This is a genomic window from Stygiolobus azoricus (assembly GCF_009729035.1).
Classification (GTDB): Archaea; Thermoproteota; Thermoprotei_A; order Sulfolobales; family Sulfolobaceae; genus Stygiolobus; species Stygiolobus azoricus.
Genome location: NZ_CP045483.1, coordinates 298,996 through 314,751 on the forward strand (window position 1 = coordinate 298,996; position 15,756 = coordinate 314,751).

14 protein-coding genes and 1 tRNA gene are annotated in these 15,756 nt (G+C 35.2%); 9 read left to right on the forward strand and 6 right to left on the reverse strand.

The genetic code is table 11. The features are described 5' to 3' along the window. Positions 1–37: 37 nt before the first annotated feature. From gatB to D1868_RS01740, 4 genes are all read left to right on the forward strand, one after another. The gene (gene gatB, locus D1868_RS01725) at positions 38–1,465 is read left to right on the forward strand and encodes an Asp-tRNA(Asn)/Glu-tRNA(Gln) amidotransferase subunit GatB (RefSeq protein ID WP_156005057.1); all 1,428 of its coding nucleotides are present in this window, start codon (positions 38–40) and stop codon (positions 1,463–1,465) included. 66 nt (positions 1,466–1,531) lie between these two features. Further along, positions 1,532–2,260, forward strand: coding sequence for a phosphoribosyltransferase family protein (locus D1868_RS01730; RefSeq protein ID WP_156007915.1), 729 nt, complete (start codon positions 1,532–1,534; stop codon positions 2,258–2,260). Then, positions 2,257–2,799 carry an MBL fold metallo-hydrolase gene (locus D1868_RS01735; protein WP_156005058.1) on the forward strand — a complete coding sequence of 181 codons (543 nt, stop codon included), beginning with the start codon at positions 2,257–2,259 and terminating at the stop codon, positions 2,797–2,799. The genes D1868_RS01730 and D1868_RS01735 overlap by 4 nt, the downstream gene beginning before the upstream one ends. 184 nt (positions 2,800–2,983) lie before the next feature. Beyond that, positions 2,984–3,646 (forward strand): 2,5-diamino-6-(ribosylamino)-4(3H)-pyrimidinone 5'-phosphate reductase, encoded by a 663-nt coding sequence (locus D1868_RS01740; RefSeq protein WP_156005059.1) that lies wholly within the window; start codon positions 2,984–2,986, stop codon positions 3,644–3,646. A gap of 35 nt (positions 3,647–3,681) precedes the next feature. On the opposite strand, the gene tes is transcribed toward D1868_RS01740, so the two are convergent. From tes to purB, 4 genes are all read right to left on the reverse strand, one after another. Continuing rightward, entirely contained in the window at positions 3,682–5,430 is a 1,749-nt protein-coding gene (tes, locus tag D1868_RS01745; RefSeq protein WP_156007916.1) for a tetraether lipid synthase Tes, read from the reverse strand. A gap of 68 nt (positions 5,431–5,498) precedes the next feature. After that, positions 5,499–6,305, reverse strand: a complete 807-nt coding sequence (locus tag D1868_RS01750; protein ID WP_156005060.1) for a thiamine-phosphate kinase — start codon at positions 6,303–6,305, stop codon at positions 5,499–5,501. 153 nt (positions 6,306–6,458) lie between these two features. Next, positions 6,459–6,556, reverse strand: a tRNA-Thr gene (locus D1868_RS01755). 32 nt (positions 6,557–6,588) lie between these two features. Further along, the gene (purB, locus tag D1868_RS01760) at positions 6,589–7,938 is read right to left on the reverse strand and encodes an adenylosuccinate lyase (protein ID WP_156005061.1); all 1,350 of its coding nucleotides are present in this window, start codon (positions 7,936–7,938) and stop codon (positions 6,589–6,591) included. Positions 7,939–7,985: 47 nt separating this feature from the next. Between purB and D1868_RS01765 the strand changes: the two genes are divergently transcribed. The 5 genes from D1868_RS01765 (at position 7,986) to D1868_RS01785 (ending at position 13,659) form a co-directional block, all read left to right on the forward strand. Continuing rightward, on the forward strand, positions 7,986–8,990 hold the full coding sequence (locus tag D1868_RS01765; RefSeq protein WP_156005062.1) for a formate--phosphoribosylaminoimidazolecarboxamide ligase: 1,005 nt from the start codon (positions 7,986–7,988) through the stop codon (positions 8,988–8,990). Then, a complete protein-coding gene (locus D1868_RS01770; RefSeq protein ID WP_156005063.1) occupies positions 8,990–10,045 on the forward strand; it encodes a formate--phosphoribosylaminoimidazolecarboxamide ligase family protein in 1,056 nt (351 codons plus the stop codon). Before D1868_RS01765 ends, D1868_RS01770 begins: the two co-directional genes overlap by 1 nt. 143 nt (positions 10,046–10,188) lie before the next feature. After that, positions 10,189–11,202 (forward strand): adenylosuccinate synthetase, encoded by a 1,014-nt coding sequence (locus tag D1868_RS01775; RefSeq protein WP_156005064.1) that lies wholly within the window; start codon positions 10,189–10,191, stop codon positions 11,200–11,202. A 4-nt stretch (positions 11,203–11,206) separates the two neighbouring features. Then, positions 11,207–12,616 (forward strand): NAD(P)/FAD-dependent oxidoreductase, encoded by a 1,410-nt coding sequence (locus D1868_RS01780; RefSeq protein ID WP_156005065.1) that lies wholly within the window; start codon positions 11,207–11,209, stop codon positions 12,614–12,616. A gap of 74 nt (positions 12,617–12,690) precedes the next feature. Continuing rightward, on the forward strand, positions 12,691–13,659 hold the full coding sequence (locus D1868_RS01785) for an Lrp/AsnC family transcriptional regulator (protein ID WP_231112423.1): 969 nt from the start codon (positions 12,691–12,693) through the stop codon (positions 13,657–13,659). Here the strand turns inward: D1868_RS01785 and D1868_RS01790 are convergent. Both D1868_RS01790 and ilvA read right to left on the reverse strand, forming a co-directional pair. After that, entirely contained in the window at positions 13,622–14,437 is an 816-nt protein-coding gene (locus D1868_RS01790) for a prephenate dehydratase (protein ID WP_156005066.1), read from the reverse strand. The two genes, D1868_RS01785 and D1868_RS01790, sit on opposite strands and share 38 nt — an antisense overlap. 94 nt (positions 14,438–14,531) lie before the next feature. Further along, complete coding sequence (gene ilvA / locus D1868_RS01795; protein ID WP_156005067.1) at positions 14,532–15,743, reverse strand: threonine ammonia-lyase; 1,212 nt, start codon at positions 15,741–15,743, stop codon at positions 14,532–14,534. Between the last annotated feature and the right edge of the window lie 13 nt (positions 15,744–15,756).

Consider the following 15,756-nt stretch of genomic DNA (forward strand, 5'->3'; position numbering starts at 1 on the left):
ATAAAGTATAAATGGAGATTTTTATAACGTATTAGCTATGGTAAAAATAGGCTTAGAGGTTCACGTTCACTTAACGGCGTTAAAAACCAAACTCTTTTGCTCTTGTCCAACGGACTACATAGATAAAGAACCAAATACTGTCGTATGCCCTGTCTGTCTAGGCTTACCGGGAGCTATACCAATAATCAACGAGAATGCCTTAAAATACGCAATAATGGTATCATTGGCACTTAATGGGGAAGTTGCTGATAGGCTATCTATGGTAAGAAAACATTATTTCTACCCAGATATGGCTAAGAATTATCAGATCTCTCAGTATGATGGTCCCGGAAGTATTGCAATAAGTAAAGGTGGTTTTGTAAAACTGAGAGATGGTAAAACTATAAGGATAAGGAGAATAAACATAGAAGAGGATCCGGCGAAAATTATTTACCCAACCGGGTCTATGTTGACCAGCAAATACACTCTTTTAGATTACAATAGGTCTGGTATGGCATTGCTAGAAATAGTAACTGAGCCTGACATGACAGAACCTAGAGAAGCAAGAGAATTTCTGGAAAAACTACGATCTATACTAGAGCATTTAGGTGTATGCAATTGTGACTTAGAAGGAGCTATGAGGGCTGACGCTAACGTATCCGTTGAGGGAGGAGAAAGAGTGGAAGTAAAGAATATCGGATCACCGAAAGAAGTTGAAGAAGCAATAAAATACGAAATAGCTAGGCAAAGAGCCGCAATTGCTCAGGGACTAAAAGTGGAGAGAGAGACTAGACATTGGGATGCACAAAGGAAAGTAACAGTACCAACTAGAACTAAAGAACAAGAGGAAGATTATAGATACTTCCCCGACCCAGATTTACCACCTTATCCTGTAAGTAAACAACTAGTAGAAGAAATAAGAAAAAGCCTCCCAGAATTACCAGATATTAGAATACAAAGGTTGGTGAAACAATACGAAATAACAGAATACGACGCAACAGTTTTAGTAACGGATAAAGTACTAGCTGACTTGTTTGAGGAGACGGCTAAGCATTACTTTAACTACAAGAAACTCGCTAATTTATTAATTAACGACTATCTAAGGTGGCTAAACGATAAGAACCTAAGACCGTCCCAATCGAAAGCCACTCCATCACATCTAGTAGAGTTACTTAAACTTCTCGATGATGGTGTAATTACAATAAAGATAGCTAAAGAAATCTTACCTGAAGTAGTTTTAGAAGGTAAAATGCCAAGTCAGATAATTAAAGAGAGGGGACTTACGGCAGTAAAGGACGAAGAATTCCTCGTCCAGATAATAAGAGAAGTAATCAAAGAGGAACCAGATGCAGCTGAAAAAGCTAGAAGAGATCCTAAAGTGATTAACTACCTAGTAGGGAAAGTTATGAAAAAGACGGGTAAAAGAGCCGATCCACAATTGACCAACGAACTCATAAGAAAAATTCTTAGCGGCGAGGGTAAGTAATCACGGCGTGGGTTTATCTTCACCGTTCAGTTCTTAAGACCGCGTTCATCTAAATATGAATACATGGTGGTGATATTTATTTCCACTTACTCGAAATACAAGGAACTGAGAATTAGACTACTTGTAGTTGATTTGCTTAAGGAACTGAAGAACGCGTATACCTACAAGGAGTTATCTAAATTACTTAACATCCAGGAAAGTTTACTATGTAGGTATGTCAATGGTAATACCATACCTAGTGAAATACATTCAAAGGAAATTCTTGATAAAATTAAGAATGAAGAGTTTCTACTAAAGTTCTTTTACAACAAAATCTCATTTTACGAAGATGGATTTGTAGATACTTCTTCACTACTATTTTATCCTAACATGTTAAAAATGCTGGTAGAAATTTATTATCAGAAATACATTGGAAATAAAGAAGTAAACAAAATAGTTACTATAGCTGTAAACGGAATTCCATTTGCAACACTTGCAGCTTCGGCTTTAGCTAAACCATTACTAGTTATGAAAAAACACAAGGATTCTATCCACTTAGAGTATATAGACGAAAACCTTAAAGAGTCACAGGGAATGGTAACGACCATATATCTAAGAAAAGATTATATTAATAGAGGAGATAAGATTCTGCTTATTGATGACGTAATAAGAACTGGAACTACTATTTATGCAGCTTATAAATTGCTAAATAAGAGCGGAGCTGAAGTCGTAGGTGCTATAACTATTGCATCTGTTGGCCGAGAATGGATTAAACACGTTAACACTATAAATATCTATCCTATTTTTAGGCTATGATAAGCAAGCTAGTCAATAACGTATACGCAATAAAAGGAAATTTCCTAGTTTATTTAATAGACGTAGGAGAAAATTTTATCCTGATAGACTCAAGTGATGGGAGTGACTCATCTATAATTATAGATGGAATTTATGAGATCTTAGAAAGAAATTCAAAAAAACTGAAATGGATAATATTAACTAGTTATAAACGTGAGGTAGCAGGAGGAGCTAGTGTATTATCGAGGTTATTCTCTGCATTAATCATATCTAGTAGGGAAGTAGCTCCTCTACTGAGAAAAGGAGGTGATAAAAATAGTAATTATGAGCCTTTGAACGTAACTGTCGAATTATCTGAGTCAAACTTGAAATATATCAACGAGATTTTAGGTGTAGATCCTCGTCACAAAATTACCGTTATTAAGAGCAATACCCCAGTTAGTGGGTCAATATTCATAATGCTCGATCCTATACTGTTTACTGGAGCTAGTAGAACCAGTGGCATTAAGAATAAAATTAGTTATATATGTAATGCTTACAATTTTGAAAAAGTGATTTAACATGGTATTCGAAGAGAAATGTGACAGTTGTGGAAGATTTCTTCAAGTTAGATATTGTAGTATAAGAAAAATTAATGTGTGTGTAGACTGTTGCTTATTATGCAAGCAAAGAACAACTTGTAAAATAAGAGTTTGGTCATTTAATTTATTACCAAAAAAGCAGACCGTTAAATTAGCCTGAAACATGGTAGACAGACCTTACATTATAATATCCTGCACTATGAGTATAGACGGTAGATTAGCTTCAAAAGATAGATATAGCCAATTAAGTTGCCCATCTGATAAAAGGAGACAACATATCCTTAGAAGCGAAGTAGATGCAGTATTAGTGGGAGCTGAAACAGTAAGAATTGATAATCCTAAACTGACACTTAAATACGCACATGGAAAAAATCCTATTAGAGTAATAATTTCAAATAGTTTAAGATTTAATGTAAATAATACAATTTTTACAACTCCTCCTCCTACAATAGTTTACACATCTAAACTAAATGAAGAGAGTTCTGAAAAGAAACAGATAATTCAAGCTTTAATTCAAAAAGGTGTTGAAATTAGATACGTAAATGATATGTCAATTTGTTCTATTATGAGAGACCTTTACATAACTAAGAACGTTAAAAAAATTATGGTAGAGGGCGGTGGAACTACAATTTGGAACTTTATTAAGGAAAATTGTTTCGATGAAATTAGAATCACAATCTCTCCTAGAATTTTCGGAAACGGAATATCTTTCGCTCAAGGAGAAGGCTTTACAGGCTCTAGCGCACCCAGACTACAATTGGTCAATGTAAAACTATGTGAATGCGGGCAAGAAGTTCATATTATATATAGAAAAATTAGTAATTAAAAATCAATATTATATTTTTAATTTAAAATAAAAAATTATTGCATAAAAGGCTTATATGTTGCCTTGTATACTTCTCCTTCTTCTAATTTACTCGCTATTCTTCTATACTTCATTTTATCTCCTATGCTATCTTCTCCATGGACTTTCTTCCATTCTTCTATAGGTATCTGGTATTCCTTTAACACCTTGTCTCTGTATAAGTCATTTAGTACATTGTATGTGCAGAACGGTATTACTCTACCATCAGGAGTAGTATAGTGTATATCACATCTCATTACTCTTTCGACGTCATAGTTATATAGATCCATGAAGTGCATAGTCCCTAAGAATAAAGTCCTATAGTGCCATTCTCCTAACGCTTCATAATTATGGTTGACTATAATATTACGTAGCATTTCATAAACGTCAAAGTCTTTAGGTCCTTTCTCCTTATCAATAAACTTCCTCAAGTTGTATAATAGTTTTACACCTATCCAGATCTTATTTCCTCCTTCTTTTAATTCTTCTGTTTTCTCTCTTAGATACTCCAGTAAACCTTCTAGATCTATGAACTTAGAAAGCGGTATGAAATGAGGTTCTCCGTTTCTCCACTCTATGAATACGTAAGTTCCGGCTCCGCAGCTTGGGTGATTAGCCATTTCAAATTGCTCTTTTCCAGTTATTGCTTCTACTAGCTTGGAGAATACAACCGAAGTTCCTATAGGATACCAACTGTCTCTAGTAATCTCTCCATTTGTCTGCTCCTCTATTGCCTTTAAAACCTCAGGAATCGTTATTCTGAACTTATTTCTCATATTGCGTTTCATCATTCCGGTTAAGCTGACAGGTTGGAAGTTAATTGCCCTTACCACATCCATGTTATATGCTGCGAATTTCACTATATTCCCTAAATCTTGATCGTTTACAGTTCTGATAACAGTAGGTACTAGAACTACGCTAGTCATTCCAGCTTTTCTGAAGACCTCTAAAGTGTATGGGATTTCCCAGTGATTTTTAGTATTGGTTCTTCTATTTACGCCATCAAAACTCATATATATGGTGTTAACACCAGCCTCTCTTAACTCACGGGCATACTTTATTGCATATTCTGGATCTTCGAGGTACATCTTAGCAAAAGTTCCGCCCCAAGTGTTAAGCTGTATGTGTTTTACACCGCTCTCTCTCATGATTCTTACGATTTCAATCAAATCTTCGCGTAGTGTAGGTTCTCCACCGGTTAATTGTATGACGAGAGTAATATCTTGCCTTTTCAATTGTTCTACCATGAACTTTATCTGTTCTCTAGTAGGTTCGTATACATAACCCGCCTTCTCAGCGAAGAAGAAACAGTACCAACAAGATAAATCACATCTGTTCGTAATTACCATGTTTACAAGAGCTGAATGCTGATGATGCATTGGACAAAGCCCACAGTTAAAAGGACAAGGCGATTTAAGATCTACATATGGAACCTTAGGTCCTTTACCTTCATATTCCCAATAGTCGAACTTGTAGTATAGATTTACATCACCATAATATAGATCTTCAAATTCACCATGATCTGGGCAAACTTTTCTTATGTATAATTTGTCTTCTTTTTCAAATATTACTGCAGGTAACAGTCTATAACAGGCCGGACACAAGGAACTAGTAACTCTCACCAATTTTTCATTTTCTGCGATCTTAGGTAAAGGACCTCCTATCTTAATTTCCCTATCTCCAAATTTAACTACCCCGTTATCAAATTTAGATGGAGCTGGTAATAATCTAAATCTTTCCTCGCTCTTCTGAACTGTTTCTGTCATTTTTATCTTCATAAAGTGTATGACTAGCCTATTTATAAGCTCTTTCACCATTATAACTGCATATTTGGTTAAAACCATCCTAAGAAATTATCCCATCCAGTATTTTCTATAACTTCACCCTTGTATAATACATTGTTTCTCTCTTCAGAGTTTTCATTTTTAATTACTTCTCCTATAACTATTGGGTTTAAACCATATTTTCTCATTTCTCTCATAACTTCCTCAACTACGCTTTTTCTAACAACTAGTAATGTCTCGAACTCTTCTCCTGAATACTTTAGGATATCTTTGATTTCGACCCCTAAAGAATCAGTCATTTCTTTTACTTCTGGGTCTATGGGTATTTGCTTCAGTTCTACTGTTACATTCTTTCTTTTTACGATATTGTATAAGGAGATAATGAGACCGTCGCTGACATCAGTTGAATACGAAATATTTGTACAATATTTTTCAATAGTTTTAACTATACCTTTATTAACAATAGGATGACGAATCTTATTGATCACTTTGTTAGGTAAATGAATATTCCAAGAACGAACATAAGATAGAAAAACTAATGATGTGTATCCTATTGAATTAGATATAATTACTACGTCACCGTCATTTATGTCCTTATTAGAATTGCACGTAGACAACCCAATTCCCATTATATCAATCCAACCGCTTCCGTCACTGGAATTAAGATCTCCACCAACGTACTTGCCATTGTAATACTTAATAGCGTCTGCTATGCCTTCAATTAAACTCTCAAGTTTATCTAACTTTGATTTAGGTATGCCAATCGACGAGAAGAATAAACTAGGAATTCCGCCTTTAGATATAATATCGCTTACGGTTGAAATTACTGCTTTCCAACCGAGATCATATAAATCCATGAAAGGAAAAGTATAAGATAATTGAAAACCGTCTATTTTGTAAATGAGATTTTTTTCAGTGTATACGTCATCTTTTATAGAATTAAAAACCACATACTTAGATATTATATTATTTATAAATTCATGTTCTGAATACAACTTTAATCACCAAAAAGCCGCCGCGGGGACTTGAACCCCGGACCACCGGCTGTACCGGATCCTCATACTATACCTTACGAGGCCGGCGCTCTACCAGTCTGAGCTACGGCGGCATATATTCTTTGTATCTAACCTTTTTAAAATTTTAAATACAAGACGATATTACTTTCATAACATAGTCTCTAGTTCTATCTATTAGAATATTATATGAGCCTAAATACCCTTTAGGATCTAGAACTCGTCTCAATTCCTCTTCAGTCATATACTGTCTAACTATTTTATTTTCTAAAGCTACCTCATAAAGAGACTTATTCTTGGCTTCTGCTTCTCTAGATATATTCATCGAAAGCTCATGAGCAACATGCCTGGGAAGACCTTTTAAAGTTAAATTAACCATTAAACTCTCCGCCATTATAAGACCTTTAGTCAAGTTTAGATTCTTTTGCATATTTTCTGGAAATATTCTTAATGTTCTCATCAATCTAATCATACTATCTAACATTTCATCAATTGTAAGGAAGGAATGGGAAATAATTATACGTTCGGAAGAGCTATTGGTTAAATCACGCTCGTGCCATAATGGTATGTTTTCAAGTTCAGCTATAACGAAGCCGCGTAAGACTTTTGCTAACCCACTTATCTTCTCTGCTGTAACTGGGTTTTCCTTATGAGGCATCGTACTACTCCCTACTCTCTCTACAGCCTCACCTTCTGCTAGCTCCAATATTTCTGGTCTCATAAGTTCACGTATTTCTAAAGCAAATCTATCAAGTTGAGATCCTAATATGGCTAAATCTGAGATCAATTCGGCAAATCCATCTCTCGGTGCTACTTGAGTTGAAATTACATGAGGAGGTATTCCAAGATTTTCTGAAACATACTTCTCGATTTCCACCCCTTTATCTCGCCAAGCTGCCATCGTGCCTACGGCTCCCGCCATTTTTATTCTTACTAATCTCTTTTCCAAGTCACATAATCTCTCTAATGACCTAGAAAATTCGTACGCGTAATTGGAAAATTTAAAACCTAAAGTAATTGGAAGTGCATGTTGCCCATGAGTCCTCCCTACCATCACAAGGTCTTTGTATTTTGATGAGTAGTCAAGTAAGATCTGGAGAATATTTCTCAGTTTCTGTTTAATTATATTCAATGCCTTTGAGAAAATTATGGCGTATGCTGTATCTATTATATCGTAACTGGTTGCTCCGTAATGAATATACTTAGCCCCTGAAAGTTCGGCCAGATGAACCGTTAAAGCCATAACATCATGACCTAATTTTTTCTCTAGTTCGTTAATTCTTTCTATATTTATTTTTTCTATTACTTCTTTTACCCGCTTTGACTCATCCTCATTAATAACTCCCGCTTTAAATAAAGCATGTAATAGTGCTACCTCCACTTCTGCCATGGTTTTAACTACATTTTTTCTTGAAAATAAATCTCTCATTTCTTTACTTCCGTATCTCCATTCAAAAACGCATATTTCATTACTCATAATTTTAAAAAGACATTTATTAGCGTATTAAGTCTTCGTATATTGAGATGGACACGATACTAACAATTGGCAGTCATTCGTCACTACAAATTCTTCACGGTGCCAAAAAAGAAGGTTTCAAAACAATACAAATAACACCAGAAAATAGAGTTAAGTTTTATTCACAATTCCCTTTTATTGATAAGGTAATCGGGTATAGGAATGAAGACGAGGCTGTGAATTATATTAATGACTATAGTGATAACGGAATCTTGATTCCTCACGGAAGTCTTGTAGAATATATAGGTAGCGAGAGAGTAAAGAAAATCTCTACTAAGATCTTCGGAAATAGAAACTTGTTCGAATGGGAAGCAAATCAAAGGAAGAAAATGAGCTTGCTAAAAATGTCCAATATACCAACTCCCATGGATTTTGAAAGCCCTGAAGACGTAGATAGAATGGTAATAGTAAAACTACCCGGAGCAAAAGGAGGTAAGGGGTATTTTGTAGCAAAAAATAAGTCCGAAGTTAAGGAAGGCTTAAACAAAGTACTCTCTGCTAAACTGATTAAATCTATCGACGAAGTAATAATTCAAGAATATGTTATTGGAGTACCCATGTATTTCCAATTCTTTTATAGTCCCATTTTAAATAGATTGGAAATAACGGGTATTGATATACGATACGAAACTAACGTAGACGGGTTGAGAAGACTTCCTTTCAACTTAAATATTGAACCAACATTCGTAGTGGTAGGTAATTTACCTGCTGTTGCAAGAGAGAGTTTATTACCTAAAGTGTTTGACTACGGTATGTCATTTGTTAATACAATAAAAGAGAGAGTCCCGCCTGGAATGATAGGACCTTTCTGTCTGGAATCTGTCGTTAAAGACTCAGGAGAAATAGCAGTATTCGAATTCTCTGGGAGAATTGTAGCTGGTACTAATCTGTATATAAACGGAAGCCCGTATAGTTGGTTATATTGGGATGAACCCATGAGTGTAGGCAGAAGAATAGGAAGAGAAATCAAATTAGCTTTAAACGAAAATAGGCTTAACGAGGTGTTAACTTAATGGATAACGTGATACAAATAGCTGCTTTAGCAAGCCATTCAGCATTAGACGTTTTCGATGGTGCTAAAGATGAAGGGTTTAAAACAATAGCATTATGTAAGAAGGGTAGAGATAGAGCTTATAGAGAATTTAAAAGAATAGTAGATAGATGTATAGTTTTAGACGACTTTAAGGAAATATCGTCTGATAAAATTGACTCGATGCTTTACAGCGAAAATGCGATCATGGTTCCTAACAGGAGCTTAGCTGTTTATGTAGGTTACGATAACTTAGAAAGAATGAAGACAAAATTCTTTGGTAATAGAAGAATGCTCAGATGGGAGGAGAGGAGTGGAGATAAGAACTACTATAAATTACTAGATGAAGCGAAAATAAGAAGACCTAGAACGTTACGACCTGATAATATAGACGTTCCAGTAATAGTCAAACTTCCAGAAGCAAAAAGGAGAGTAGAAAGAGGGTTTTTCATTGCTGTAAACCAAAAGGATTTTGACAATAAAATAGATGAACTGAGGAAAAAGGGGATAATAGATGATGAAAGTATAAAATCGATGGTTATTGAAGAATACATATTAGGAGCCCATTTTAACATTAATTACTTCAATTCGCCAATTTATGATAGAGTAGAACTCCTAAGTATCGATCGTAGAATTCAAAGTGATTGGGATTCATTTTACAGATTACCCGCTGAAATTCAATTGAAACTAAATAGACTACCACGATTTATAGAAGTGGGACACGAGCCAGCAACTATAAGGGAAAGCTTACTGGAGAAAATATTCGAAATAGGTTACTCTTTCGTAGAAACTACGAAAAAGCTGGAACCACCGGGTATTATAGGACCATTTACTTTACAGTTAATGGTAACGCCCGAACTCGATTTGGTAGTATTTGATGTAGCTCCTAGAATAGGAGGAGGGACTAATGCCCATATGGGAATAGGAAGTCAATATTCTAAACTATATTTTGGCAAACCTATGAGTCTAGGAAGAAGAATAGCTCATGAAATAAAAGAAGCTATTTCACGTAACTCGATTGACTTAATTATAACTTAAAGATTTTTAAGTGGAATTTTTATAATTATAGATTGACGTAAGAGCTGATTATAAATAGACGGGTCTTTTACCAGATTATAATTATAGATTGACGTAAGAAATATTTAAATATCATACATCAACATTTATCAAAACGGTGTTTAATGCTAACTATTTTAGTAGGAGGATTTTTTGGAGACGAAGGAAAGGGTAAGATAGCTGCATATATAGGAATTAATGATTCTCCAAAACTAGCAGTCAGAACTGGATCCATTAACGCTGGGCACACAGTAACTTATATGGGGAAGCAATGGAAAGTTAGAATTATTCCATCAGCCTTTATAAATAAGTCATCTAAATTAGTTCTAGCTCCGGGTGCTCTCACGTCTATTCAATTACTATTTAATGAGGCTAGAGAAACCGATAGTACGGACAGACTATTAGTAGACGAGCACGTAGGGATCATAACTCAGGAAGAAATTGATGAAGAAAGGAAAGATGAATATTTAATGAAAGTAATAGGAAGCACCGGTCAAGGAGTGGGATATGCTGAAGCTAAAAGAATCTTAAGAAAATTAAAGCTCGCAAAAGATTATGAAGAACTTAAACCATATTTAACTAAAGTTCCTAATTTAGTGTTAGACGAATTAGATAAAGGTAACGACGTATTAGTTGAAGGTACACAAGGACATTATTTAAGCCTTTATCACGGAGAATATCCCTATGTAACGAGCAGGAATACTACGTCGTCTGGAATCCTGAGCGAATTGGGAATAGGACCTAAGTACGTTGATCATGTGTTAATCGTATTCAAATCATATGTGACAAGAGTAGGAGGAGGTCCTTTAGAAGGAGAAATACCTTGGGAAGAGGCTGAGAAAATGGGAATAGCTGAAACTGCAACTGTTACTGGAAGAAAAAGAAGGAGTGCACCTTTCAATGTGAAGTTGGCTAAAGAAGCAATAAGGATTAATTCAGCAACCCAGGTAGCAATAACCAAATTAGATTCTCTATTTAAGGAGGCAAGAAATGTAAGAGAATTTAATAAACTACCTAGAGAGGCTAGAAAATGGATAGAGGATCTAGAAGCCGAATTAAAAGTACCAATTACGATAATCGGAACTGGAGAAGACACATTAGCTACAATTGATCTAAGACGAGAGAAAATAGGAGAGTGAGAATATGGTTTACGACATAGTTATAGTGGGAGCAGGGCCGGCTGGACTGTTTGCTGCTTACGAACTAGCAAACTTAAAGAATACAGAGAACGGCAAGGACCTGAAGGTCTTATTAGTAGATAAGGGTCTAAGACCTTTGAAAAGAACGTGTCCATTACTGACTCCTAAGGAAAAGTGTACCTTCTGCGATCCTTGTAATATAACTTACGGTATAGGTGGGGCTGGAACTTATAGTAGTGGAATAATAAACCTCAGACCGGATATTGGTGGAGAACTTCATGAAATATTAAGGAGTTGGGATAAGGCACAAGAGTTAGTAGATTATGTAGACGAAGTTTTGGTAAAGTTCGGAGCACCTAAGGACAGGTTCTTCGAACCCAACATGGAAAAAGTTAAGGATATTCAAAGAAAAGCAGCTAAGGTAGGTGCGGAATTTATACCTATTAGGCAGAGGCACATAGGAACTGATAAAACTCCTTTAGTTATAGAGAATATTCTCAACTATATAGAGAAGAATGGTGTAAAAGTAGAAGAATTAACAAACGTGCTAGAAATACAAAAGAAGGGTGATCATTTCCTTCTCAAGACTAACAGAAAAGAGGAAATAGAAACTAAAACCCTGCTTGTAGCACCTGGTAGAGCTGGTGCTAAGTGGTTCTTAGAACAAGCTAGGAACTTAGGCGTTGATATGGTACCGGGACCTCTAGATATTGGCGTAAGAGTTGAGGTAGAATCCTTTGTAATGGAAGAACTAACTTCAGCAGTATGGGATCCTAAAGTAGTACTATACACCAAAAAATATGATGATAAAGTTAGAACTTTCTGTGTAAATCCAAGAGGTTATATTATGAAAGAAGTTTACGATGACGGGACTATAGGCGTTAACGGGCAAACCTTCGCTGACAGGAAAAGCAATAATACGAATTTTGCCTTCTTAACTACAATAAAACTTTCTGATCCTCTGGAAGATACAATTGAGTACGGAAAAAGCATTGCGAGACTAATGACCAGATTGGGTGGAGAGAAACCAATAATACAGAGACTTATTGACTTCGAAAAAGGAAGAAGAAGTACGTGGGAAAGAATTAACAGATCTACAGTAAGGCCTACTTTAAGAGACGTAACTCCAGGTGATATAAGCATGGGACTCCCATATAGAGTAGTTAGTAACTTAATTGAAGGTCTAGAGAGACTTGACAACATTGCACCGGGATTATATTCTTCTAACACCTTACTATATGCACCTGAAATAAAGTACTATAGTATGAAAGCTGTAGTAGATAGTAATATGGAGACTGTAGTAGATAACTTGTTTGTCGCTGGTGATGGAGTAGGTTTATCAAGAGGAATAAACATTGCAGCAGCTACTGGTATACTTGCAGCAAGAGGTATAGCTAGAAAGTTAGGAATTTAATCTTTTCTTCCAGATTTAATCAAATCTTAGAAATAATAAAAGAGTTTTTAGCTTCTGTGATTACTTTATCTTATATGAACAACTTAAACGAGATTGAACAAAAAGTAATAATGGAGCTTGAATACAACTTTCCCTTTGATGAGAAACCCTTTCAGTTAATTGGTGAAAAACTGGGAATTAGTGAGAGAGAAGTCATAGAAATAGTAAAGGGTCTTATAGATAGGGAAATTGTCAAGAGAGTAGGAATGTATGTCAGCTTTAGAGCTAAGGGGATGGAGAGCGCGTTAATTGCGGCTGCAATTTCTCCCGAAAATTTAGAAAAATTTAGAAAAATAGCGTTAGGAATAAGAGAACTCACTCATAATTTTATTAGAAATCATCCCAGATACAATGTATGGTACGTATTAAAAGCTGAAAGTAAAGAGTCTTTGGACAAAAAGATTGCCGAATTGATGAGTGAAGTAAAATGTAAGGAATACGTAATTTTATATTCTAAAAAATCTTTAAAATTAAGTGTTAAATATGACGTTATAAGAGGGGTCTCATATGCTGATAACCAGCCAGTTCACGAAAAAATTCCTACTGCAGAAGAATTAGGAATACAGAAGGAGTTATTAAAAGACCTCTCATACCCGTTACCTATTTCTGAAAGACCTTTTCAAAAGATAGCAGAAAAGTATAACATGAAAGACAGCGAATTGGTGGAGCTTATTAAAGATTTATACGAAAAAGGTGTGATTAAAGATTACGGAGCTACAATAAACGGGGAAAAAGTGGGTATAACTGAAAATGCAATGATGCTGATTAACTCAGAGGATATAGAATCCTCATGTTACAATATTGCAAATAAGTTAAAAGAAGCTACTCACGTAGTACTAAGGGAATCCAACACAAAATGGGATTACTTATGTTATGCAATGATACATGCAAGGTCGAGGGAAATTATATCAGAAGTCGCAAAAAAAGCTGTGACTTTGGCAAATGCTAAGAGTTATATGTTACTATTTAGCCTAGAAAATTTGAAGCCTGGTATTGTAATTTAGAATAAGAACCCTTTATTTTAATATTAGTTACTACAGATTTGAGCTCTTCTATTAAATCAATTGTCTTTGAGTCCCTTAACTCTCCTTCAAACTCTAAGTAGAAGTAATATTGCCATGGTATTACTTTAAGAGGTCTCGAATATATCATAGTTAGATTTATGTTATATTTATAGAATTTTTCTAAGGCTCTATATAGGGCGCCAGGCTTATGGGGAACATTAAAGAATATCATAGTTCTCTCTCCGCTTGTAGTGAGACTCTTGGATATTGTAACGAACCTTGTAATATTCAAATTATCTTGTATATTATTCAAAAATATTTTAAGGCCGTAGACTGAGGCTGCATATTGTGAGCATATTGCTGCCCCATACTCATCTTTCGAGGCATATAAGGCGGCTGCAGAAGTACTTTCTACTGGAATTATGTTTTCAATTTTAAGCTTTTGTAAAGTCTCTCTGGCCTCTTGAAGTGCATGGTTATGAGAATATAATCTTTTTATATCTTCTATTCGTTTTACGTTAGTATTAACAGCCAGAACTAGCTTTATTTCCTTTTCTATATAGGAATTCACATAGATTTCATCATATTTGTATAAGTTATCTAAAGTCTCATGAACAGGACCTTCTATACTATTCTCTATTGGAACTACACCTATCGCGTTATTATCAGTGTAAACCCTACTAAATATCTCTGATATTGACCTTAGCGGAATTTTGTTTCCGTTTACCATATTTGCTACTTCGTTCGAAAAGCTCCCTTCAGGGCCTAAATAATAAATTCCATTTGGATCGACGTCTAAATGGTAACTCTATCTTATAAAGTTAAGTAGAAATTATGTTGATATCCAGAGATTATTAATACTGACTACTCTTTTACTCAACTAATGTGGCTTCAATACCGTCTAATGCTAATGCATATAGAAAATCAGACAAAGCATCTCCTGAAGGAATCTCAAACATGACATAGATTTTAGTGTATCCAGGTTTTACGTCGCTACTAATTCTATCATGAATTACGTCAATTACGTTTCCCCTTATTTGGGCTATTCTGCTTAAAACCTTATTTAGATAACCCGGTTTATCGGGCACGAGGACTTTAACTTTTACTATTCTCTTTGTTTTGTATAACATTTTATCAATGATTCTTGCCAATAAGGAAAGATCTATATTCCCACCACTTATTATTGGGACAATTTTCTTTCCATTGTAACTAACCTTACCAGAAAGTAATGCAGCAACTGTGGCTGCACCAGCTCCCTCAGCTACTGTCTTATTTCTCTCGAGCAAGAACATAATCGCATTAGCTATTTCATCATCATCAACTAGAACTATATCGTCAACTAATTCACTTATAATTTTATAGGTTAACTCTGAAGGTGATTTAACCAAAATCCCATCTGCTATTGAGAACGAAGGCTCTATCTCCACTAATCTACCTAAATCTTTAGAGACCTTTAATGAAGGAGAAGCTGATGATTGAACCCCAATTATTTTAACGTTAGGTAACTTATACTTTATCGCTAAGGATATGCCTGAGATAAGCCCACCTCCTCCTATAGGAACTATAACCACATCAGGTTTCAAATCCAGTAATTCTAACCCTAAAGTTCCCTGCCCTAATATTACATTCAAATCACCGTAAGGATGAACTAATATTGCTCCTGTTTCTCTAATGATTTCCTCTGCTTTTTTCATACTTTCATGAAGAAACTTTCCATATAATATTACATTTGCCCCATAAGATTTAGTAGCTAAATACTTAGATATTGGAGCAGTTTCGGGCATTACAATCGTTGCCTTAATTCCTAAAGCCTTAGCGGCATAAGCTACACCCTGTGCGTGGTTACCAGCAGAGACTGCTATTACACCTCTTTTCCTCTCTTCTTCCGATAATCTAATTAACCTAGAAAATGCACCCCTTACTTTAAACGAACCAGTCTTTTGTAAGTTTTCCATTTTTAGATATACGTCTGCATTAGTAGTCCTTGATAAGGTATTGGAATAATCTAAAGGAGTCTCATGAATATACTTTCTGATTAGCTCTTTGGTCTTAACAATTTCATTAAAATATTCATACCATGTCATTCAGGCAAACCCT